At 63.5% G+C, this 21,800-nt stretch carries 18 protein-coding genes and 2 pseudogenes; 4 read left to right on the top strand and 16 right to left on the bottom strand.

Annotation, left to right across the window (positions count from 1 at the left end):
• Nucleotides 1-57 precede the first annotated feature (57 nt).
• The 10 genes and pseudogenes from EJ078_RS25155 to EJ078_RS25110 all read right to left on the bottom strand — a co-directional run bounded on the left by EJ078_RS25155 (nt 58) and on the right by EJ078_RS25110 (nt 12,426).
• Nucleotides 58-540 carry a gluconokinase gene (locus EJ078_RS25155; protein ID WP_082954084.1) on the bottom strand — a complete coding sequence of 161 codons (483 nt, stop codon included), beginning with the start codon at nt 538-540 and terminating at the stop codon, nt 58-60.
• An 80-nt stretch (nt 541-620) separates the two neighbouring features.
• A complete protein-coding gene (locus EJ078_RS25150) occupies nt 621-1,607 on the bottom strand; it encodes an ABC transporter permease (protein ID WP_067328909.1) in 987 nt (328 codons plus the stop codon).
• Entirely contained in the window at nt 1,604-2,584 is a 981-nt protein-coding gene (locus tag EJ078_RS25145; RefSeq protein ID WP_066990536.1) for an ABC transporter permease, read from the bottom strand. The genes EJ078_RS25150 and EJ078_RS25145 overlap by 4 nt, the downstream gene beginning before the upstream one ends.
• Nucleotides 2,581-4,128, bottom strand: coding sequence for a sugar ABC transporter ATP-binding protein (locus EJ078_RS25140; protein ID WP_095802328.1), 1,548 nt, complete (start codon nt 4,126-4,128; stop codon nt 2,581-2,583). The genes EJ078_RS25145 and EJ078_RS25140 overlap by 4 nt, the downstream gene beginning before the upstream one ends.
• Before the next feature lie 75 nt (nt 4,129-4,203).
• Nucleotides 4,204-5,328 carry a sugar ABC transporter substrate-binding protein gene (locus EJ078_RS25135; RefSeq protein ID WP_066990529.1) on the bottom strand — a complete coding sequence of 375 codons (1,125 nt, stop codon included), beginning with the start codon at nt 5,326-5,328 and terminating at the stop codon, nt 4,204-4,206.
• Nucleotides 5,329-5,623: 295 nt separating this feature from the next.
• Nucleotides 5,624-6,652, bottom strand: coding sequence for a LacI family DNA-binding transcriptional regulator (locus EJ078_RS25130; protein WP_067328901.1), 1,029 nt, complete (start codon nt 6,650-6,652; stop codon nt 5,624-5,626).
• Nucleotides 6,653-6,844: 192 nt separating this feature from the next.
• A complete protein-coding gene (locus EJ078_RS25125; RefSeq protein WP_066990523.1) occupies nt 6,845-7,627 on the bottom strand; it encodes an ATP-binding cassette domain-containing protein in 783 nt (260 codons plus the stop codon).
• Nucleotides 7,620-9,869: an ABC transporter permease gene (locus tag EJ078_RS25120; protein ID WP_127403200.1), complete on the bottom strand. Its 2,250-nt coding sequence runs from the start codon at nt 9,867-9,869 to the stop codon at nt 7,620-7,622. Before EJ078_RS25120 ends, EJ078_RS25125 begins: the two co-directional genes overlap by 8 nt.
• 81 nt (nt 9,870-9,950) lie before the next feature.
• Complete coding sequence (locus EJ078_RS25115; protein ID WP_095829447.1) at nt 9,951-11,033, bottom strand: substrate-binding domain-containing protein; 1,083 nt, start codon at nt 11,031-11,033, stop codon at nt 9,951-9,953.
• Nucleotides 11,034-11,270: 237 nt separating this feature from the next.
• A pseudogene (locus EJ078_RS25110) lies at nt 11,271-12,426 on the bottom strand (MFS transporter).
• A gap of 271 nt (nt 12,427-12,697) precedes the next feature.
• Here EJ078_RS25110 and EJ078_RS25105 point away from each other — a divergent pair.
• A complete protein-coding gene (locus tag EJ078_RS25105; RefSeq protein WP_067328896.1) occupies nt 12,698-12,985 on the top strand; it encodes a DUF3175 domain-containing protein in 288 nt (95 codons plus the stop codon).
• Nucleotides 12,986-13,031: 46 nt separating this feature from the next.
• Here EJ078_RS25105 and EJ078_RS25100 read toward each other — a convergent pair whose 3' ends face one another.
• Together EJ078_RS25100 and EJ078_RS25095 are read right to left on the bottom strand one after the other, a co-directional pair.
• The gene (locus tag EJ078_RS25100) at nt 13,032-13,808 is read right to left on the bottom strand and encodes a FadR/GntR family transcriptional regulator (RefSeq protein ID WP_095779401.1); all 777 of its coding nucleotides are present in this window, start codon (nt 13,806-13,808) and stop codon (nt 13,032-13,034) included.
• Between the two features lie 101 nt (nt 13,809-13,909).
• A complete protein-coding gene (locus EJ078_RS25095; RefSeq protein ID WP_095783976.1) occupies nt 13,910-14,806 on the bottom strand; it encodes an NAD(P)-dependent oxidoreductase in 897 nt (298 codons plus the stop codon).
• Between the two features lie 156 nt (nt 14,807-14,962).
• Here EJ078_RS25095 and EJ078_RS25090 point away from each other — a divergent pair, with 156 nt between their 5' ends.
• Entirely contained in the window at nt 14,963-15,901 is a 939-nt protein-coding gene (locus EJ078_RS25090) for an NAD(P)-dependent oxidoreductase (protein WP_127403201.1), read from the top strand.
• A gap of 18 nt (nt 15,902-15,919) precedes the next feature.
• On the opposite strand, the gene EJ078_RS25085 is transcribed toward EJ078_RS25090, so the two are convergent.
• Nucleotides 15,920-16,687 carry a FadR/GntR family transcriptional regulator gene (locus EJ078_RS25085; RefSeq protein ID WP_067328889.1) on the bottom strand — a complete coding sequence of 256 codons (768 nt, stop codon included), beginning with the start codon at nt 16,685-16,687 and terminating at the stop codon, nt 15,920-15,922.
• A 170-nt stretch (nt 16,688-16,857) separates the two neighbouring features.
• The gene (locus tag EJ078_RS25080) at nt 16,858-17,847 is read right to left on the bottom strand and encodes a sugar-binding protein (protein ID WP_066992270.1); all 990 of its coding nucleotides are present in this window, start codon (nt 17,845-17,847) and stop codon (nt 16,858-16,860) included.
• Between the two features lie 451 nt (nt 17,848-18,298).
• Between EJ078_RS25080 and EJ078_RS25075 the strand changes: the two genes are divergently transcribed.
• Both EJ078_RS25075 and EJ078_RS25070 read left to right on the top strand, forming a co-directional pair.
• Entirely contained in the window at nt 18,299-19,042 is a 744-nt protein-coding gene (locus EJ078_RS25075) for an ATP-binding cassette domain-containing protein (protein WP_066992363.1), read from the top strand.
• Between the two features lie 41 nt (nt 19,043-19,083).
• Nucleotides 19,084-20,082, top strand: coding sequence for an ABC transporter permease (locus tag EJ078_RS25070; RefSeq protein ID WP_066992267.1), 999 nt, complete (start codon nt 19,084-19,086; stop codon nt 20,080-20,082).
• 126 nt (nt 20,083-20,208) lie between these two features.
• Here EJ078_RS25070 and EJ078_RS30555 read toward each other — a convergent pair.
• Both EJ078_RS30555 and EJ078_RS25065 read right to left on the bottom strand, forming a co-directional pair.
• Nucleotides 20,209-20,307 (bottom strand): annotated as a pseudogene (locus EJ078_RS30555) (amidohydrolase); the annotation flags it as partial.
• Nucleotides 20,308-20,312: 5 nt separating this feature from the next.
• Nucleotides 20,313-21,758 (bottom strand): MFS transporter, encoded by a 1,446-nt coding sequence (locus EJ078_RS25065; RefSeq protein ID WP_127403204.1) that lies wholly within the window; start codon nt 21,756-21,758, stop codon nt 20,313-20,315.
• Nucleotides 21,759-21,800 lie beyond the last annotated feature (42 nt).

Here is a 21,800-nt window from a genome sequence, read left to right as displayed (position 1 = left end):
TTTGGGTCAACGACATGCATCAGAACGAAGACTGAAAAGTGCGTCGCCTGAACCTGTTCAGCTCGAGGGGCTTGAGCTCAGTGCTTGCTTAAGGATGGCGGCGACGCTCCGCGCGCCATCCGCCGTCACCGCCGGTTCGTCCGGCTCCGGTTCTTCCAGGGTCGCGAACTGGCTGTCGACCAGACTCGCCGGCATGAAATGGCCTTTGCGCCCCGACACCCGTCGCCGGGCAGTCTCGCGATCGATCTTCAGATAGAGGAAGACGATGCCCGGGCAAAAGCTGAGCAGCCGGTTCCGGTAGCTGCGCTTCAGCGCCGAACAGGCCGCCACCGGCTTGTGTCCCTCGCCGACCGAGGCTGCGATGCGCTCGCCGATGGCATCGAGCCAACCCTCGCGCAACGCATCCGTCAGCGGCTCGCCGCGCGCCATGCGCGCCACGTTTTTCGGCGGATGCAACCGGTCGCCCTCGATGAAGACCGCGCCCAGCGCCTCGGCCAGCGCTTCGCCCATCACCGTCTTGCCGCAGCCGGCGACCCCCATCACGACTATGGCCGGCGCTGACCGGATGTCGTTCAATGGAAACCTCCGACGGCTGTGACCTTACGATCCTTCATCCACAGTCAGCGGCTTGCCGGCGCACGGCCATAGAGCAAAAGCATGGCCACGATCACGACGCCGTAAATGATCTGCCGCCCCGCCTCCGGCATCTGCATGACCGACAGGATCGATTGCAGCAGCGTGATCAGGATCACGCCGGCGACGGTGCCAAGATATGAGCCGCGGCCGCCGAGGATCGAAGTGCCGCCCAGCACCACGGCGGCGATCGACGGCAACAGATAGGCGTCGCCCATCGACTGCGCCGCCTTCGATGCGTAGCCCGCGAGCAGGACGCCCCCGAAGGCCGAGAGCCCGCCGGAGACGGCAAAGGCAATCAGCACCACGCGGCGCGTGTCGATTCCGGAAAGATAGGCGGCGCGCTCACGGTTACCGATGCCGTAAACGACGCGGCCGAAGGAGGTGCGGGTCAGCACGAAAACCATTGCCGCCCCTATCAGCGCCCAGATGATCACCGCGTTCGGCACCCCCGGAATGGTGAAGCCGGTCGCAAGGTAGCGCATCGCCGCTGTCGCCGAATCCTGCGGCGAGAACCCGCCCGTATAGACCACCATCAGCCCTTGCGCGACGGCGTTGGTGGCTAGAGTGATGATCATCGAGGGAATGCGCAAATAAGCCACGCCGGCGCCGTTGACGATGCCGATCGCGACCCCGCACAGGACGCCGAACGGGATGGCGAGCGCGACGCCGACCGGACCGTAGGCTGCAGCGGCACAGGCCATCATCGCGCCGGTCGCCACCGACCACGGCACGGAAAGGTCGATCTGGCCGAGCAGGATTACCAGCATCATGCCGGTGGCGATCACGCCGAGGAATGACGCGACCTTCAGCTGCTGCAGGAGATATTCCGGCGAGAGAAAACTGCGCGAATAGAGGCTACCTAGCAGAAGCAGGATAACGATGCAGGCAAAGGCGGTCGCCACCGCCGGATCGGCGCGGCGGATGAATTTCGGCATGCGGCTGGCGATGCCGCCAAGCGTCGTTTCGCTCACAGGAACCACTCCAGCCGGTTGCGCACCCGAAACAGCGCGAAGGCGCCGAGGCTGACCGCGATCAACAGGATGATGCCCTGGAACAGCGGCTGCCAGAGCGGGTCGAAATCGAAGACGAACAGCAGGTCGCCGATGGTGCGGAAGGCGAGCGCTCCGAAGATCGCGCCAATAGCGCTGCCTTTGCCCCCGAACAGCGAGACGCCGCCGAGCACAACTGCCGCGATCGAGAACAACGTGTAGGCATTGCCGCTCGCATAGGCAGCCTCGCCCGTATAGGTAAAGAAGGTGAGGAACAGGCCGCCAATCGCGGCAAGCAGTCCGGCCAGCGTATAGGCAAGGAACTTGCCCCTGCGGATCGGCACACCCGACATATAGGCTGCCGTTTCGGACGAGCCCGCAGCGTAAGCGGCGCGGCCGAGCTCGGAGCGGCGGAACGGCACCCACACGACAAGCACGACGACGAACAGCGCCATCAGGCTTGCCGGCACGACGCCGAAGAAGCGCCCTGTCAGGAAATCGGCGACGTCCTCGTTGACCGATCCGCCGGGAACCGGTCGCAAAAGCAGCGCGAGACCGAAATAGACGGCGCCCGTGGCTATCGTAGCGACGATCGGCTGCAGGCGCCCGTAGATCACGATGGCGCCGTTGATTGCCCCGCAGACGAGCCCGGTGCCAAGCACAGCCACCAATCCGAACGCCGTCTCGAGACCCGTGCCGATGACGAGCCAGGAAGCCATGCAATTGGTCAGCGTGAAGATCATGCCGACCGAGAGATCGATGCCGGCGGTGATCACAACCAGCGTTTGCGCCATCGCCACGAAGGCAAGCAGAACGCCCTTGTTCGCCGCCGTCTGCACGACATTGGCCGTGAAGCCGGCTGGATGATTGCCGCTGTAGATCGCGAACATGACGATGAAGATGGCGAACGCCAGCAGCGTTCCGCGCTGTTCGGCCAGCCAATAGCGCCAATCCTTCACGCGCCCTCTCCTTGTTCTGCCCGCCCGCTGCCGCCGTGGATATTCAGCGCGCTGGCGATCAGCGCGTGCTCGGTGATATCGGCGCCAACCAGCTCGCGCTTGATGGCGCCGTCATAAAGCACGAGCACGCGGTCGCAGCAGCCGATCAGCTCGTCATAGTCGGTCGAATAAAACAATATCGCGGCGCCGGCGTCGGCGAGCTTACGCATCAGCTGATAGAGCTCCTGCTTGGTGCCGACATCGATGCCGCGCGTCGGATCGTTGAGCAGAATGATGCGCGGCTGCCGCATCAGCCATTTGGCGATCACCACCTTCTGCTGGTTGCCGCCGGACAGCGCCCCGACAGGGATATCGAGCCCCGCCGTCTTGATGGCCAGTAATTCAACCATGTCATCGATCAGCCGCTGCTCGGCGGCACGGTCGATGACGCTGGCCTTGGACAGCCTGTCTAGTGCTGCGAAGGAAAGGTTCTCGCGCACCGTCATCGGCAGCATCAGCCCTTCCGTCTTGCGGTCTTCCGGGATCAGCGCCATGCCGATACGGTCATCGCTGGCGGCTGCCGGGCTGGCAATCGAAACCTTCTTGCCGTCGACCAGGATCTGCCCGGAAAGACCTCGCAGAACGCCGAAGAACGCCAGCAGCAGCTCACGCTGACCCTGCCCGTCGAGCCCGCCCAATCCTACGACCTCGCCGGCCGCAACCGAGAGCGAGATATTGTCCAGCCTATCGCTCCAGGACAGGTTGCGCGCCTCCAGCACAGGAGCCGCAACCGTCTGGGGCCTGGTCGGCTTCGGCGGAAAGATGTGGCTGTATTCCCGGCCGATCATCAGCTCGACGACTTCGTTGTCGCTCTTCGATCCAGCCCGATAGCTGGCAACATTGCGGCCGTTGCGAAACACCGTGCACTGGTCGGCAAGCTCGGAGATCTCGTTCATTCGGTGGGAGATATAGAGCAGCGCCAGCCCTTCCTGGCGCAACCGCTTCAGCACCTCGAAGACCTTCGCGACATCGGCGGCGGTCAGCGCCGACGTCGCTTCGTCGAGGATCAGGATGCGCGGCTTCCTGGCCAACGCCTTGGCGATCTCGACCATCTGTCGTCGCGAGAGCGGCAGGTCTTTGATCAGCGCCAGGGGGTGAATATCGGCGGCACCCGCGCGGGCAAGCGCCTGTTCCGCGAGGCGCCGTTGCGCCTTGCGGTCGATCATGCCGAAGCGTTTCGGCGGATCGGATATGACGATGTTGTCGGCGACGCTCAGCTCCGGAATGAGCGACAGCTCCTGAAAGATGCAGACGATGCCGGCCTGGTTTGCCGCGGCGGGCGAAGCAAATGTCACCTCGCGGCCGTCCAGGGTCATGGTACCTTCATCCGGCGCAACGACACCGGCCATGACCTTGATCAAAGTCGATTTGCCGGCGCCGTTCTCACCGAGAATGGCGTGGATACTGCCGGCCGTGACGGTGAGATCGGCCTTTTCCAGGGCGCGCACGCCGCCATAGCGCTTGGATATGCCTTCCATGCGGAAGAGCGGAGCCGCGCCGTTCATCAGCCCTCCCCAGGCCAGTTCGTGATTGGCATCAAGCGGCCGGCGTCGCGGCTTCCGCGACGCCGGTCCGTCAGACTATTTGTTTTCCTTGGTCTGGCCCATGATTTCCTGCGCGGTGAAATTGATGCCGCAGGTCGGGAAGGAATTGCCGACGAAGAAATTGTCGGACTGATCGGGGAAGTAGTCCTGCCCTGCCTTGAAGTTCGGATCCTCGACGATGGCCAAAGGCAGCTTGACCGACTGCGGCACGACATTGCCTTCGAGCGCGGCAATCGCCGTCTTGATGGCAACGGCAACCTGCGCCGGGCCGGTACCGGCCGACGAACATTTCAGCCCGTCCGCCGCATGCGCCGCGCAGAATTTGCGGAAGCCGTTTTCCGTCTCGCCGCCGAACGGCACGAACGGATGCTTGGCGTCGATCATCGCCTGCACGATGCCGGTATCGCCGCCTTGCCCTGTGATGCCGTCGAACGGTCCGCTGGTGGCGATCGCGTCGGCCGTGGCTTTCTGCGCCACGCCGTCGTCCCACTTGCCGACGACCTCGGTGACGTCCCATTTCTTGCCCGACGCGTTGAGAACCTCGTGAATGCCATTGTGCCGGTCGGTATCGACGGAGGTACCCGCGACGCCGCGAACCTCAAGCACTTTGCCGCCGTTCGGAACGTGCGAGACCAGCCATTTGCCCCACAATTCGCCGAGCCCCTTCTGGTCGACATTGACGTTGATGGCGTCCTTGGTGTCGAGGATGTTGTCGAAGGCAACCAGGATGACACCGGCTTCCTTGGCGCGCTTGATCACAGGCCCGAACGCGGTCGGGTTCTGGGCGTTGACGACGATCGCGTCGAAGCCGGAATCGATGAAGTTATTGATCGCCGAGATCTGCGCCGGCACATCCTCGCCGGTCGATACCACCTTGAATTCCTTCAGCTTCTTGGCGACGTCCGGCTGCGCGGCATAGGCTTTGGCCGTCTGGATCATCTGGATGCGCCAGGTATTGGCGATGTAGCCGTTCGCGAGCGCGATACGATAGGGCCCTTCCTTCTTCGGATATTTGAAGAATTGTGTGTCGGCCGCCCAGGGCGCGAAGCAGTCGGGCTCGGCCGACGGCCCTTTGACGATTTCCGGATCGGCGATCGCCGACGAGCTCAGCATGACAAATGCAGTGGCGGCAACCACACCGCCAACAAGTGACTTGATCATCAGTATTCCTCCCATTTGCAGTTCTGCTTGTTGATTAAGTCCTGGCGTCTTGGCCGGCACCTCCTACCGCATCCAATCGCCTGCCGGCCGGCCTTTGCTGCCCGCTGCCTCCTCTTGCCTCGCCTGCGGGCAATTCAGCAAACTATCATATTATACATAATAAACAAGTAAGGACTGTTTTCTTATGTATAATAAACAGCGCCTTCCCCCACCCACCGTACTACTCGATGCGGAAGATGGTAGCGCTACCATGCAAGGTAGTAAACCGGCATTTGCACAGTCGTCTTTGCGTGTTTCAACGTGCGGTGCTCTCGCGGCGAATGAGCTCGAAACCGAGATCGACAACCCTCTGCTGGGGCCTCCGGCCCGCAATCGCCGCCAGCGCCATCGCCACTGCCTGCCGTCCGATTTCATAACGATGCGTGCGAACGCTGGTGACCGACGGGAAGGCCGCCTGCATCATGTCGAGGTCGTTGAAGCCGACGATGCCGATGGCCTTCGGCACCGCGATCGCGGCGCGGCGACATTCGAACAAGACCCCCAGCGCGATATCGTCATTGTTGCAGAAGACGCCGTCGAGCGACGGCATCTTGGCCAGAGCATCGCGCAAAAGCTCGCGGCCGAGCGTCACGCTGGACAGTAGCGGCGTGGTGGTGACCAGGCGGGGATCGAACAGGCCGGCCGACTCCATGGCCGCGCGATAGCCGGCAAGGCGCCGCTGCGAGCGCGGGTCCATGCGCGCGCCGATGAAACCGATGCGCCGATAACCTGCCTCGATCAGGTGCTCGGTGGCAGCGCGGCCACCGTCGAAATGCGAGAAGCCGACCAGCATATCGACCGGATCGTGTCCGGTTTCCATCACTTGCACCACCGGGCAGCCGGCCGTCTCCAGCAGCTTTCGCGACTGCGGCGTCTGGTCGATGCCGGCGACGATAAGCGCCGCCGGGCGCTGCGAGGCGAACAGCTGCAGCAGCCGCTCCTCTTCCAGACCCGAATAGTGGGTATTGCCCATCTGGATGCGGAAAGGGCTGTCCGAAAGACTGTCATAGATGCCGCGCACCACTTCGGCAAAGACATTATTGGTGAGCGACGGCACCAGCACGCCGAAGACCTCCGCGCGCGCCGAAGCCAATGCGCGCGCATTGGGGTCCGGGATGTAGCCGAGCTCGTCGACGGCGACCTGTATCTGCCGGCGCAGATCTTCCGAAACCCGCCCAGGCTCGCGCAGCGCGCGCGACACGGTGATGGCGCCGACGCCCGCCTTGCGCGCCACGTCGGCGATGGTCGGGCGGCCGCCGCCACGCCGCGAGCGCGGCCTTGTCACCGCCTTGTCCTTTTTGCACGAAAGGAGCGCAGCGGCGAGTTGACGATCAACAGTTTAGCCACAGCAACCATGTTTCGCAGCCCGTCCCATTCCGGTTGGGTCGCGCAGGCCATGGCCGTTGTCAAGCCGACGAATATTGGTTCAGCCCACCCCCGGCAGAGGCGATAAACCCCCAGGTCAATGCCTCGGTCGTCAGACCGCCCTCGCCTGATCGGCCGTAAGCGCCTGCTCCCGCGTGCCGGAGACGATGATCTCAAGGACCTCGTGCTCGTCGGTGTTCCTGACATGACGGTCGCCGACATTCTCGCCGCGCTTGAGTACCATGACACGGTCGCCTACGGCGAAAATGTCGACCAGCCGATGCGAGATGATGATCTGGGCAACACCCTGTCTTTTCAGTTCCAGCATGGTCTCGAGGAGCCGCGCGGTCGCCATCACCGAGAGATTGGCGGTCGGTTCGTCGAGGATCACGACGCGTGGCTCGAACGAAATCGCGCGGGCGATCGCCACGGATTGCTGGCGACCGCCCGATAGGCTCTCGACCTTCTGGAAAACGGAGTTCACGTCCACCTTGAGCCGCTTCAGCACGCTATCGGCTTCCGCGTACATCTTGCGGCGATTGACAAAAGGGCCTTTGCGCGGCCAGCGGCCGAGAAAGATGTTCTGGCCGACATCCATGTTTCCGCAAAGAGCGAAATCCTGGTAGATCATCTCGATACCCGCATCGCGGCTCTCATGCGGACTCTTGAAGTGCACCGGTTGACCGGCGACGAGGATTTCGCCGGCGTCGCGCTGATAGGCGCCGGTCAGGATCTTCATGAGCGTCGACTTGCCGGCTGAGTTGTCGCCGACCAGTCCAAGGATCTCTCCGGGATAGAGCACCAGATCGACTTTCCGAAGCGCCTGAACGGCACCGAAGGCTTTTTCGATGCTTCGCATTTCCACGATCGGTTGAGGCAACGCAGCATCAGGCATGAATGGTTTCCCGGGTTCGTGCGCCTCGCGCGAGGCGGGCTCGCAGGCGACCGAAGATATTGGCCTGGCGCACCCAGATGTCGATCAGCACCGCGACAATGAGGATGACGCCGATGAAGACATTGATCCAATGCTGCGGCATGCTGAAGCCCTGGACATTGAGCTGCAGGAGGGCCCTAACGAGTGTGATCACGGCTGCACCGGCCAGAGAACCCAGCATGGTGCCGTAGCCGCCGAAGATCGACCCGCCGCCGATTATCACCGACGCGATGGCGTCGAGTTCGCGGAACTGGCCTGCAACGGGGTTGAAGCTTCGGAAATAGGCGACGTTGATGATCCCGGCCATCGTCGCGCAGAACGCCGCCAGCATGAGCGAGATGAAGCGCGCCCGGTTGGTGTTGATGCCGGCATAGGCGGCGGCGCGGATGTTGCCGCCGGTTGCATAGACCTTTTGCCCGAACGGCGTGTAGGCGAGCACGACGCCGGCAATCCCGGCGACGAAGATCATCCAGACCGTCTGCACGCTGACCACCTCGGCCAGTGTTCTGAGGATGCCATCCGGAAGCACGATGCTGAAGTAAAGGAGGATGTCATTCACCTTGCGGCCGAGCAAATTGTAGCCCTCCGGCCAGCCGGTAAGCTGCTGCCCGGCGACGAACCAGGCCGCGAGGCCGCGGGCGATGTAGAACATGCCAAGCGTTGCGATGAAGGCCGGCAGTTTCAAGCCAACGGCGACGACAGCGTTGACGAGGCCGGCAAGCATTCCCGCAAGGAGGCCCATCGCGACAGCGGTGACGGGGTCGGCGCCCAGGACCTTCAGGAAATAGGCCGCCGCGCTGCCGGCGAGCGCCAGGACGGCTCCGACGGAGAGGTCGATATCGCCGGCCGCGATGACGTAGGTAAGCCCGACCGTGATCAGCGCCAGTTCCGTATAGTTGAGCAGGATCGCGAAAGTGTTGGACAGGTTCCACCAGTAATCCGGCCTGAGGAAAAGGCCCGTGAGCCACAGCACCACCGTCAGGATGACGGCGAGGGCATCGCGCCGGGCGAGGAACTTGCCGAACCCCGTTGCCGACAGTGCGATGTCGGTCGCCATCGCGCCCTTGGTCACCACGCCCTCGAGCGCGACGCCACCGATCTCGAAGGCCGGGGGCGGCGGCCTGCCGCGCAGCCATGCCCAGAGGCGCGCCGCGACCTGCCGGCGGATGAGATAGGGTTCGATCAGCACGGCGATGACAAGCAGCAGCCCGAGGAAGACCGGCACCGCGCCTACTGGCAGGGAGTAGACGGCGTTGACCGTCACCTCCTCCTCGCCGATCTTGATGGTGCGTGTGATCGGCAAACCCTCGCGCAGCACTTTGTCGAGCAGAACGACCAGCGTGGCGCCGAGGCAAGACCCGGCGACGCGGCCGCGACCGCCGAGAATGGAAGCGCCGCCGATGATCACCGCGGCGATGACGGTCAGTTCGCCGCTGACGCCGTAAAGCGGGGTCACGCCCTTGTCCTGAGCGGCCGACAGCAGGCCGGCAACGGCGGCGCAGAGCGACGAGAGCAGATAGGCACGGATGCGCACCCAGTTCGTCGGTATGCCAGCATAGACTGCTGCCTGCTCGTTGCCGCCCGTCGCAAAGGTTTCGTAGCCCCAGCGAGTGTTGGCGAGCACGTAGGCGCCGATCACGGCAACGACCGCGAAGATTGCGATCTGGTTGTTGAAGCCGAAGACGTTCGTCTCGCCGAGATGGAAGAAGAGCGGGGCCTCCTTCGCTTTTCCTGGATAGTAGATCGCCTGACCGTGCGTCAAGGCGAGGACGAAGCCGCGGCCGATCAGAAGCGTGGTCAAGGTGGCGATGAACGCCGGCACTTTTAGGATGGTAACGAGCACGCCATTGACGAGGCCGATCAACATCCCAAGAAGGACGCAGACGGTCACCGACATGACGATGCCGAGATCGGCGAAGCTTGGCGCGAACAGCCTCGCAAAAACGACGGCCACCAGGCCGTAGATGGAACCGACCGAAAGGTCGAGGTCCTTGTTGATGATGACGAAGGTCATTCCGACGGCGATGATGGCGACCCGCGAGGTATCGCGAAGCAGTGCATGGAACGCCTCCGGCGAGCCGAAAAACGTCGGATTGACGGCAGCGCCGCCGAGATAGATCAGCGCCAGCAGGGCAAGCAATCCCATTTCCCAGCCGCCGACGAGCTGGGGTGGAAGGCGACGAACGAGAGCTTCAGCGGGCATTCTTTGATAAAGGGTTCCGAAGGCCAAAATGCGCGGGAAGATACCAGCCCTCCCGCGCCGGGTTCAGTGTCGCTTTGACATTCAGTTCTCGAAACGCTTGCCGACCTTTCCAACGGTCTCTTGCGTCACGAGTTGGGCGCGCGTGTCGAGATTGGCGGCCGCGATGCCGCGATCGATCTGCAGATAGAGTTGCATGACCGGATAGAAGCCCTGCAGGAAGGGCTGCTGCCCGAGCGCGCCGGTCAGGTCGCCGCTCTTCAACGCATCCTGCTGCGCCGGACCGAGGTCGAACCCATAGGCGCAGATCTTGCCGGTCTTTCCGGTTTGGGCGACGGCCTTGGCCAGCGCAGGCGTGAACACGTTGTTGCCGGCGAAGGCGCCGACAACGTCACCTCGCGACTCGAACAGCGTCACGATGCCGTTCACCGGATCGTTCGGATTGGTGTCGATGCCGGTGTTCTCGGGACCTGCGTCGACCTTGAAGGCCTCGAGCTTGCCGGCGTCCCTCAGGCCTTTGACGATCGCGTTGAAGGCCGAGGTGACGCGATTGTTCACCTCGATGTTGCCCATCGCGGTCGATGACGGCAGAACGATCGAACCCTTCTCGATACCCTTGTCCGCCAGGCACTTGACGAGTGCCTCGCCGGCGATCGCCGCGGCGGAGGCGTCCTGACCGGTGTGGCTGATGCCGCTGCGGTCGAGGATCGTGCCGTCGAAGGAATTGGTCGTTGCTACCGGTATGCCCTTGGCCGCGGCAGCCTTGACGATGTCATTATAGGCGCCGACCTGGGGCGTTGTCATGATCAGCCCGTCGATCGTCGGATCCTGCACGATCTGATTCAGGATTTCGATCTCGCGGGCCGGGTCGTCGGTCGGAGATTCCGAGCCGAGCAGCAGTATCTTGGCGCCGATCAGATTGCCGGCGGCGGTTGCGCCGACATAGACTGGATCGAAGAAGCCGTTGCCGGCCGTATGTGTGACGATGGCGAAGGTGAGATGGCCATCGGCCGAATGGAAATCCTTGGTGGTGGGGGCTTCCTTTGCGGCTTCCTCGAAGCTGTAGCCGCCGACTGCTTTCTCGACGCCGCCGGACTGCGCGAAGGCGGAGGGCACGCCGAGCAACAACGCCGCGGCGGATGCCGCGAGCGGGAAAGTACGTCTCATGATTATCCTCCCTTGCATTCAACGGGCGGAAGCCGTTCGAGCGCATTTATTCAGGAGATTTTCCGAGTGCTTCCTCCCACTTTCGCGATATTCCGCCGAAAGCCTTTCCAAGTAAATAGCCTGCTGCACCCAGTATTCGGACGCGACGTCATGCGAAAGAGCACAGACGACTATCCACCTGACCCCTCCCTTTGCGCCGGTAGACAAGCTTGCAATGGCCAGGGTTGCCGGCGGAAATCAGGCTGGCGCTTCCGCGCCTCGCCTCGCCTTCCACATAAGCAGCAAAATCGCCGCGAGATTGACCAGGTTCCAGGCGATGCCGTTGAGGAAGGCGGCGGCATAGGAGCCGGTTAGATCGTAGATCCAGCCCGACATCCAGCCGCCGACGGCCATGCCGAAGATCGTCGCCATCAGGACGATGCCGACGCGCTGGCCGGCTTCCTTGGCCGGCATGTAGTCGCGCACGATGATCGCATAGCAGGGAACGATGCCGCCTTGGGAGAGGCCGAACACCAGCGACACCACATAGAGCGAAGCCAGCCCGTCGAAGGGAATATAGAACAGCAGTGACAGGCATTGCAGCGCCGAACCGATGATCAAAGTTTTCACCGCGCCGATGCGATCGGCGAGGAAACCTGAGCCAATGCGGCTGACAACGCCCGCCGCCAGCATGATCGACAACATGTCGGCGCCGCGCGCGACGCCGTAGCCGAGATCCATGCAATAGGCGACGATATGCACTTGCGGCATCGACATCGCCATGCAGCAGCCGAAGCCAGCAATCACCAGCAACATCTGCAACGCCGCCGGCGACAGCGAGATTGGCTGCGTCGGCCGGCTTCCCGGCGAGCCATGGGTGGCTTCGAGCGGCGCGCCGCGGCGCAGCATCAGCACCAGCGGCACCATGGTAGCGAGGCAGAAGATGCCGATCGCGGCATAGGTGAACCGCCAGCCTTCGCCTTGCATGACATAGGGCATCACCGTCGGCCAGACTGCTCCGGCAAGATAGCTGCCGGATGCGGCCGCGGTCACCGCGACGCCACGGCGCCGGTTGAACCAGTGCGAGATGTCGGCGATCAACGGGCCGAAGATCGCCGATGTGCCGAGTCCGATCAGAAGCCCCTGGACAAGGGTGAACGCAAGGATCGAGCTGGTCAGCGAGGCGAGCAGGAAGCCCGCGCCGAGCGCAATCGCAGAGACGAGCGCCGGGATCCAGTAACCCATGCGGTCGATGGCGCGTCCGACCAGCATATTGCCGGCGGCGAAGCCGACCATGGTCGCGGTATAAGGCATCGAAGCCGCGGCCCTGTCGACGCCGAATTCGGCCTGCACGGCGGGGCAGAACGACGACCACCGCCCACATGCCGGCGCCGCCGATCGTCGACAAAAGCATCGAGACGCCGAGCCGTATCCATGCATAGGCGCTGTCGATGCTGGGGCCATCTGCCCGGCTGGAGACGGTTGTCGTCACACCTTTCCTGTCCGCGCTTGTTGGTGATCCGGCGGTTTTCACCCCAAGTATCGGCGCATTCCCCGTGCCGAGCAGCGCCACAAGGGACAAATCCGTGGCTCCAGAAATCGGGAACCGGCCATGCCGCCCAGAGTTTTTGCCCCAGGAGAGCGTTGTGCCCAAGGGGAGTTGTGCCCCAGGAAGGAGGTTCGCCATGACCGCCAGGAAAAAATGGTCGGCCGAAGTGACCGCGCACAGCGATGCGCTGGATCTCGAGGAGCACATTTTCGAATCCGACGATGCCAAGAGGATCGCCATCTCGCTGAAGCGCTCGGCTGAGCACAGCCATCGCCGCAAGGCGGAGCCGTTCCGGTCGGCGATGTCGATGCTGAATTTCTACATCAACCGCGCCGGCAGGAACCTGCCGGAGAAGCGCAAGCGAGTTCTGGAAAAGGCCAAGGACGAGTTGCGCGTCGCTTTCGGGCGCGAGAAGGAAGACTAAGGACTTGTCGAGGTCGGACCGGGCCTCACCCGGGTATCGGTAGGCCTTAGCGCGAGCGGATGACGTCGTCGGTATTCGCGAGCAGCTTGCGCACGGCGTTGCGCGCCGCATCCGGCCGCTGCAGCCGGATGTTCCTCTCGATCGCTTCGTGCAGTTTCTGGGCGTGCTGCAGATCGTCCAGCTCGCGTGTCGTATAGGCGAAGAGATGATTGAAGGCGGATTCGATCAGGACGCCCAGGGGCACTAGGAGATCGTTGCCGGAGGCCCGGAGAATGGCCAGGTGGAAGCGGGTGTCGGCGCGCGTCCGCTCCTGCAAATTGGTCGCCTCGCCCATCTCGCGGCAGGCCTGGCTGATCTCGGCCATTTGCTCATCGGTGCGCCGCATTGCGGCAAAAGCCGTCGCCTCGGGCTCGATGATGTGGCGGAATTCCTGCACCGTCTTCAGGAACACCTCGCGATCCGGCGACGTCGCGTACCAGGAAAGCACGTCGCGGTCGAGCAGATTCCAGCGCTCCTTCGGCTCAACCCAGCTGCCGATCTTCGGACGTGATGCCAGAAGGCTCTTGGCCATCAGCATCTTGATCGCCTCGCGCACCGCCGAGCGGCTGACGTCGAAAGTCTCCGACCATTTGGCTTCGTTGGGCAGGATGGTGCCCGGGGGATAGTCGCCGCGCACGATCCGAAGGCCGATTTCGCTGGCCAGCGAGGTATGCACGCTGGCGCCAGGGATGCGCGGCGCGTCCGGCCGGCGAACGCCAGCCATACGCTCGGCGGATGCCGCTTTCGTCGGCCTTTTTTCGTTGTTCGGCTTTGCGTCCCGCATATGCCCAGAAAGTCCGGTTTTCAGAAGCTGTCAAGCGCGGCAAGGCCGGCTTTGCCGCCAGACGCCGCGCTGTGCACAGCTCAACCTATGTTTGTCGGCCCTCACGCTGTTTTGACGTATTTGCGCCAGCTGTGTTCGGGGCGGAAGCCGAGCACGTCCCGCGCCTTGCGGTTGGACAGCAGCGTCTCGAATTCACCGAGCTCGGCTTTCACCGGCACGCCTGGATAGAAACGCTTCAGGAGCTCGGCCGTCGGCAGATCGGACGAGGTCTCGTCATTGGCGGCGTTGAACACCTGGTAGCCCAGCCCATCCTTCTCGATGGCGCGCAAGGCGATCTGGCCGAGATCGCGGGCGTCGATATAGCTCCAGGCAATGCGCTTGCGGAAACCGGGATCGGCAAACCATTTGGGGAACAGCGCATATTCATGCGGCTCGATGACGTTGCCGATGCGCAGCGCATAGATGTCGAAACCGCTGCGCAGCGCGAAGGCGCGCGCTGTCTTTTCGTTGACGATCTTGGACAGGGCGTAGCTGTCCATCGGATCGACGTCATAGTCCTCGTCGAGCGGGAAATGCGTCGGGTTGCGCGGCTCGTTGGCGAAGACCAGGCCGTAGGTCGTCTCGCTGGAGGCGATGATCACCTTGCGGATGCCGAGTTTCACCGCCGCTTCGATGACGTTGTAGGTGCCCATCGCGTTGATGCGGAACACCTCGTTGTCCGGGGTGATCATGATCCGCGGGATGGCGGCAAAATGCACCACGGCGTCGACCGGCTGTGCGCGCAGCGATGGATCGAATTCATGCAGCCCGGCATAGCTCGACAGCGCGTTGAACACCTGGCCGCTGTCGGTAATGTCGGTGATCAGCGTGCGCACCTTCGGGTTGTCGAGCGGCTTGGTGTCGATGTTGAGCACCTGGCAGCCATGCTCGACCAGATACTGCACGACATGGCGGCCGGCCTTGCCGCTGCCGCCGGTGAACATGATCCGCTTCGTCATTTTGCTCTCCACATTTCTCAAGGATTGTGTGTATTGTCAGACAATATGGCATTCAGCAACGGCCTGCCAACCGCGATCCGCGAAAACCTTCTCCAGCAAAGCTCGCCGGCCGGTCGCGCCGGCGCCGACCATCAGGAAAGACAGGGACGAAACGACATGACCACCACCGCTGCCCGCGAAAACATCGGTTTCATCGGCCTCGGCCTGATGGGGCATGGCATCGCCAAGAACATCGTCGACAAGGGCTATCCGCTCACCTTCCTCGGCCGCAAGAACCGCAAGCCGGCGGATGACCTGCTCGGCCGCGGCGCAAAGGAAGTGGCCACGTCCAAAGAAGTGGCAGCGGCCTCCGACATCGTCTTCATCTGCGTCACCGGCTCGCGTGAGGTCGAGGCGATCATCCGCGGCCCCGGCGGGCTGAAGGATGGTCTGAAGCAAGGCTGCGTGGTCGTGGATTGCTCGACATCCGATCCCGTCTCCACCGTCGCGCTGGCAGCCGAACTCAGGGCGCTCGGCGTCGACTATGTCGACGCGCCGCTCAGTCGCACGCCGAAGGAGGCCTGGGAAGGCACGCTCGACGCCATGGTCGGCGCGCCCGACGCGGTGTTCGCACGGTTGAAGCCGGTGATCGAAACCTGGGCCGGCCGCATCGTCCATATCGGTGACACCGGCGACGGCCACCGCATGAAGCTGCTCAACAACTTCATCTCGCTCGGCTACGCGGCGATCTATTCGGAAGCCTTGGCGCTGGCGCAGAAGGTCGGCATCTCGCCGCCCCGCTTCGACAGCGTGATCCGCAACGGCCGCATGGATTGCGGCTTCTACCAGACCTTCATGCGCTGGACGCTGGAAGGCGCCCGCGACGCCCACAAATTCTCCATCGCCAATGCCTTCAAGGATTTGACCTATCTGGAATCGATGGCCGGCGCTGCCGGCATCGCCAATCCGCTTGGCAACGCCACCAAGAATTCGTTCGCGACCGCCTTCGCGGCGGGGCCGGCCGAGCAGTATGTGCCGATGCTGGCCACCCATATCGGCAAGCTCAACGGCGTCGACCTGATGCCGTCGAAGGACGGCAAAAAGCAGACGATCTGAAAGCCGCGGCCAAGCCTGTCAGCGTCTCGAGAGCTCGATCACCTCGTCGGTATTGGCGAGAAGCCTGTGCACCGCGCTTCTCGCCGCGGCCGGGCGCTGCAGGCGGATGTTTCGCTCGATCGCCTCGTGCAGGGACTGGGCCCGCCGCTGGTCGCTGTGCTCGCGCGTGACGAAGATGAAGAGATGATCGAGCGCCGATTCGATCAGTACGCCTAGCGGCACCAGCAGCTCATTGCCCGAGGCGCGCAGGATGGCGAGATGGAACCGCGTATCGGCGCGCGTGCGCTCCTGGATATGCGCCGCCTCCCCCATTTCGCGGCACGCTTGGCTGATTTCGACCATCTGCTCGTCGGAGCGCCGCAGCGCCGCGAAGGCGGCCGCCTCAGGCTCGATGATATGGCGGAACTCCTGCACCGTTCTGAGAAACACCTCGCGGTCAGGCGAGGTCGCGTACCAGGCGAGCACGTCGCGGTCGAGCAGGTTCCAGCGCTCCCTCGGCTCGACCCAACTGCCGATCTTGGGGCGGGACGCGAGCAGGCTCTTGGCCATCAGCATCTTGATGGCCTCGCGCACCGCCGAGCGGCTGACATTGAAGGTTTCCGACCATTTGGCTTCGTTGGGCAGGACAGTTCCGGGCGGATAGTCGCCGCGCACGATCCTGAGGCCGATCTCGCCGGCGAGCGATGCGTGCACGCTGAGGCCGGCGATCCGCGTCGCCTCGGGTCGTCGTATCGTGGCCGGCTGTGCAGGCTCGGCTAAGCGCTTTCCAGACTTTTCCCGTGGCATCCGCCTTCCGGTGCCTCCTGTCGCGGGCTCCAAGACGCCCGCAAAAACTCTGCCGGATAAGAAAATTCTGGCGCAAAAACTCTTGGCTCCGCCGCCCCGGCAAGGCCGCGCCCATAGTCCTGGCGAAAGGTGGAGGGGCGCCCTTCGAAGGGCGCCCCGGGGATCGAAGCCTACTTCTGGATGCAGGTGTCGACCGTATCCTTGGTGCATTCGTCGAGGCCGGTGAAGACCGGATCGTCGACCTTCTTGCCCTGGATGAGGTCGAGCATCACCGACGGCGCCTTGTAGCCCATTTCGAACGGCCGCTGGCCGACCAGTGCGGTCACAAGGCCCTCCCTGGCGATAGCCACCTCGTCGCCGATCGTGTCGGCGGCGCCGATGACGAACTCGTTCTTGGCGATCTTGTCGGCCATCGGCTTGAACAGGTCGCGATAGGGCTGCGGAGCGCCGAACAGCGGCCAGCCGCCCATGATGCCGAAAGCGTCGAGCTTCGGATTGGCGGCCAGGATGTCGGTCATCGCCTGCACGCCCTTGGCGCCGTCGTCATTGGTGAACACCGGGCAACCCGCCACTTCCGTCCAGCCGCCTTCGCCGGCGAGCGCCGGCAGGCCTTCCTTGCCCGACAGCGCATCGCGCATGCCCTGCGCGCGGCGCAGGATGTTGTCGGCGGCCGGATTGCCCTCGATCGTGCAGATCGTGCCGCCATTCGGCTTGGCCTTCTTGATGTATTCGCCGATTCGCTTGCCCATCAGATAGTTGTCGGTGCCGAGATAGGTCTTGCGAAGCGCGGCGTCTTCCTTGGCAAGATCGGCATCGACCGTCATGATCGGGATCGACGGATTGGCGCTCTTGATCGTCTGCGCGATCAGCGGCGCGTTGGACGGCGAGATCGCCATCGCGGCCGTGTCCGGCTTGCTCAGCATGTCCTGCACGATCTGGGCTTCGCCGGCCTCGTCCGAGGTCGATGCCGGGCCGGTGTAGAAGCATTCATATTCGGAGCTGGCGTTCTCCTTGTTCCACTTCTCGCAGCCCTGATGGATGGCTTCGAAGAAAGGGTTGTCGAGGCCCTTTACGACAATGACGAGCTGTTTCTTGGCCAAAGCCGGCCCGGCGCCCAGCGCCATGGCGGCGACGGCGGCGAGCAAAAGTGATTTCCTCATATCAGTCCTCCCTTGAAAACAGACGGACACGACGTGCCCGCCACACCGATCGGCCCGGATGCAAGCAACACGCGGAATAGGCTCGAAAGTTCGTATCTCAAGCCGGGCCGACAAGCATTTGCCGATCCGTTCCAGCTCGAATGGGCGCCGGCCGGATCCTGAATCTCGCCCACCGCGTCACGCCGAGCAGCGATTTCGCGACGGAAAAATTCTTCCTCCAATGCTAGCTAATAACGGCTCGCTGCCAACGTCAATTGCTATTTGTCCTACAAAACCGATTTTTCAACGGGACTCGAAATTAATCGCCCGACAATTGATTGACGCCCATGGCCGCATTTGCCTAAATGAGTCTATCGCACCTGCTCGGGAGGAGTTGGAGGCGCGAGGCCCCTGCGGCGCCGGCAATTATGGCAAGGCAGTCGAGGGACGAAAACGGGGAGGCTTAAGGCTGGTGTCGGTTCTCGAACTCGCCAACATCTCGAAGCACTTCGGCGCCATCCAGGCGGTGAACGACGTCTCGTTCACGCTCGAGGCCGGCGAGGTCGTCGGCCTGATGGGCGACAACGGCGCCGGCAAGTCGACGCTGGTCAAGATGATCGCCGGCAATTTCCGCCCCAGTCACGGCACGATGCACATGGACGGCAAGGAGCTGATCCTGCACAAGCCGGCCGAGGCCCGCCAGCACGGCATCGAGATCGTCCATCAGGACCTGGCGCTTTGCAACAATCTGACGGCTGCCGCCAATGTCTATCTCGGCCGGGAACTGCGCCGCGGCATCGGCCCCTTCCGCATTCTCGACTACGCCGCGATGTACAAGCGCGCCGGCCAGCTCTTTGCCGAACTGAAATCCGAGACGCGGCCGCGCGACCTCGTCAAGCAGATGTCTGGCGGCCAGCGCCAGGCGGTGGCGATCGCCCGCACCATGCTGTCGCAAGCCAAGATCGTGCTGATGGACGAGCCGACGGCGGCGATCTCGGTCAGGCAGGTCGCGGAGGTACTGAACCTGATCCGCCACTTGCGCGACCAGGGCATCGCCGTCGTGCTGATCAGCCACCGCATGCCCGACGTCTTCGATGTCGCCGACCGCGTCATCGTCATGCGGCGCGGCAGGAAAGTCGCCGACAAGAAGATCGCCTCGAGCTCGCCGGAAGAAGTCACCGGGCTGATCACCGGCGCCATCGAACAGGTTGCGTAATCGCGTGGATCGGGCGTCCAACGTCTCAGGAAAGGTCGATAATGGCAGTCACCCTTGACCAGACGATCGCGCAGAAGCAGCACACATTCTTCTCACGGCTCTTTGCCAACCAGACCTTCTGGGTGGTGATCGCGGTTATCCTCGCCTGCCTGTTCCTGTCCTTCGCGACCGACGCTTTCGCCACGCAGAAGAACCTCTTCAACATCACCCGCAACATCACCTTCGTCGCCATCGTGGCGCTCGGCATGACCTTCGTCATCATCACCGGCGGCATCGACCTGTCGGTCGGCTCGGTGCTGTGCCTGTGCTCGATGGTGCTGGCCGTCACCATGCATGCCGGTTATTCGATCGAAATCGGCATCCTGGCCTCGATCGTCACCGCTTTAGCCATCGGCGCCTTCAACGGGGTGCTCATCGCCTATCTCGGTTTCCCACCCTTCGTGGTGACGCTCGGCATGCTGTCGGTGGCGCGCAGCCTCGCCATGGTCGCCTCCAACAACACCGTCGTCTTCCAGTTCGGGCCGGACCACGACAAGCTCCTGGCGCTGGGCGGCGGCGCCTGGGTGTTCGGTATCGCCAATCCGGTGCTTTACATGATCCTTTTGGCGTTGATCACCGGCTTCATCCTGCGCTGGACCAAGTTTGGCCGGCATATCTTCGCCATCGGCGGCAATGAGCATGCGGCCACGCTGACCGGTGTTCCGGTGCGCCAGATCAAGGTCGCGGTCTATATGATCTCAGCGCTCTCGGCGGGTCTGGCCGGCATCATCCAGACCGGCTGGCTAGGCGCTGTCACCACCAATCTCGGCAACGGTATGGAACTACAGGTGATTGCCGCGACCGTCATCGGCGGCGCCGACCTCGCCGGCGGCGTCGGCACCGCGTTCGGCGCCATCGTCGGCGCCGCCCTGATCGAGGTCATCCGCAACAGCCTCGGCCTGCTCGGCATCAACGCCTTTTGGCAAGGCACTTTCATCGGGGGCGCGATCATCCTGGCGGTGCTGTTCGACCGCATCCGTAATTTTAGGCGCAGCGATTAGAGAGCAAACCTTCCCTTCTCCCTTCTTGTGGAGAAGGGGAGACCCCTGCTCAGTCTGAAAATCCGCCCAGCTGGTCGGTGCGGAGCGGCCGTCATTCCTCCACGCCTTGACGGGGCCAGAGGCGATGAGCTCCGGGTCATTGCGATGCACAAAAGTGCCGAGCCCCGACAGTTTGCCGTAGAAGTTCGGTGCCGCCGCGGGCGTGCGCAGGCCGGCCTTCCAAGCCCATTTCAGTCCCGCCCGGTATGGCCTGAGACCTCTGCACCCGCACTGGCCGGCAGGGTCAGGAAACGCAGCGCTGCCACCAGCCCGATCAGGCCGATCACGAAAAAGGCGATCCTGAAGTCTATTAGGTTGGGCGCCGCGCCGCTGCGCACGATCTGCGACAGGTTGAGGATCGCCGCGGCCACGGCCACGCCAAACAGCATCGCCACCTGCTGCAGCATGCTGGACAAAGTCGCGGCCGAGCTGCGCTGCGGCGCGCCGATATCCGCGAAGGCAAGCGTGTTGAGCGCCGTGAACTGCATCGAGCGCGTCAGACCGGCGACCAGCATCAACGCCACGACAAGTGCCAGCGGTGTCTGCGGCGAAATCACGCCGCACGCCGCGATTGCAAGCGAGGCAATCACCCCGTTGACCACCAGCACCTGGCGGAAGCCAAAGAGTCTGAGCGTCGGCGTGGTCACCGCTTTCATCCCGAGGTTGCCGAGGAAGTAGGCCAGGATCAGCAGGCCGGCGTCCACCGGCCGCATGCCGAAGCCCACCTGGAAGAGCAGCGGCAGCAGGAACGGCGTGGCGTTGATGGCGACGCGGAAGATCGTGCCCGCCGAGAGCGTCGAGATGGCGAAGGTCGGCACTTTGAAGGGGGACAGGTCGAGCAGCGGATGCGTCACCCGCCGCAAGTGCCGCACGGCGAACCAGCCGACGGCGACGCCGGCGGCAACCAGGCCCACTGTCGGCAGCATGCCATCCTCGGGATGCGCAAGCCGTTCCAGCCCATAGAGCATCGCGGCGAGGCCGAGCGCGGTGAGGAAGAATCCCGGCCAGTCGAGCGGCCTGGTCTCGGATTCGCGATCGCCCGGAACGAAGCGCGCGACAAGCAGCAGCCCGGCGAGGCCGAGCGGAACGTTGATGAAGAAGTTCCAGTGCCAGGACAGATAGGTGGTGATGAAGCCGCCGAGCATCGGCCCGATCACCGGCGCGAACAAGGCCGGCCAGGTGATCAGCGCCGTGGCGGCAAGCAATTCGGACTTGGCGGCGTTGCGCAGCACCAGGATGCGGCCGACCGGCGTCATCAAGGCGCTGCCGAGGCCCTGAACGATGCGGGCGGCAACGAATTGCGTCAGGCTCTGTGAGTAGCCGCAGGCGATCGACGCCAGCGTGAACAGCCCGATCGCGACGAGGAAAATGTTGCGCGCGCCAAACCGGTCGGCAAGCCAGGCCGACAACGGCACGAACACCGCCATGGTCAACATGTAAGCGGTGATCCCGATGCTCATCGCCACTGCCGGCACGCCGAAAGACTGCCCCATCTGCGGCAGCGACGTCGAGATGATCGTCGAATCCAGCAACTGCATGAAAAAGGCGACGGCAACGATCAGCGCGACGCGCCGCGCCTGGCGCGCCGCCGTCGGCACGAGCTGGGATACGGCCTCATTGTCGGGGATGCTGGTCATGACGCGCCGGTTGAACAGCATAAGGCTGAACCAGTCCAGAGC

Source organism: Mesorhizobium sp. M1A.F.Ca.IN.022.06.1.1, from assembly GCF_003952605.1.
Classification (GTDB): Bacteria; Pseudomonadota; Alphaproteobacteria; order Rhizobiales; family Rhizobiaceae; genus Mesorhizobium.
Note: the sequence above shows the minus strand (reverse complement) of the source record. Positions and strands in the feature narration are given on the sequence as shown.

Coding starts and splice junctions, on each gene's coding strand:
- EJ078_RS25140 (WP_095802328.1), bottom strand. CDS start 4,128: ATGAACGGCGCGGCTCCGCTCTTCCGCATGGAAGGCATATCCAAGCGC.
- EJ078_RS25065 (WP_127403204.1), bottom strand. CDS start 21,758: ATGACCAGCATCCCCGACAATGAGGCCGTATCCCAGCTCGTGCCGACG.
- EJ078_RS25115 (WP_095829447.1), bottom strand. CDS start 11,033: ATGAGACGTACTTTCCCGCTCGCGGCATCCGCCGCGGCGTTGTTGCTC.
- EJ078_RS25125 (WP_066990523.1), bottom strand. CDS start 7,627: ATGCCTGATGCTGCGTTGCCTCAACCGATCGTGGAAATGCGAAGCATC.
- EJ078_RS25080 (WP_066992270.1), bottom strand. CDS start 17,847: ATGAGGAAATCACTTTTGCTCGCCGCCGTCGCCGCCATGGCGCTGGGC.
- EJ078_RS25105 (WP_067328896.1), top strand. CDS start 12,698: ATGACCGCCAGGAAAAAATGGTCGGCCGAAGTGACCGCGCACAGCGAT.
- EJ078_RS25155 (WP_082954084.1), bottom strand. CDS start 540: ATGGGGGTCGCCGGCTGCGGCAAGACGGTGATGGGCGAAGCGCTGGCC.
- EJ078_RS25095 (WP_095783976.1), bottom strand. CDS start 14,806: ATGACGAAGCGGATCATGTTCACCGGCGGCAGCGGCAAGGCCGGCCGC.
- EJ078_RS25070 (WP_066992267.1), top strand. CDS start 19,084: ATGGCAGTCACCCTTGACCAGACGATCGCGCAGAAGCAGCACACATTC.
- EJ078_RS25100 (WP_095779401.1), bottom strand. CDS start 13,808: ATGCGGGACGCAAAGCCGAACAACGAAAAAAGGCCGACGAAAGCGGCA.
- EJ078_RS25135 (WP_066990529.1), bottom strand. CDS start 5,328: ATGATCAAGTCACTTGTTGGCGGTGTGGTTGCCGCCACTGCATTTGTC.
- EJ078_RS25090 (WP_127403201.1), top strand. CDS start 14,963: ATGACCACCACCGCTGCCCGCGAAAACATCGGTTTCATCGGCCTCGGC.
- EJ078_RS25120 (WP_127403200.1), bottom strand. CDS start 9,869: ATGCCCGCTGAAGCTCTCGTTCGTCGCCTTCCACCCCAGCTCGTCGGC.
- EJ078_RS25085 (WP_067328889.1), bottom strand. CDS start 16,687: ATGCCACGGGAAAAGTCTGGAAAGCGCTTAGCCGAGCCTGCACAGCCG.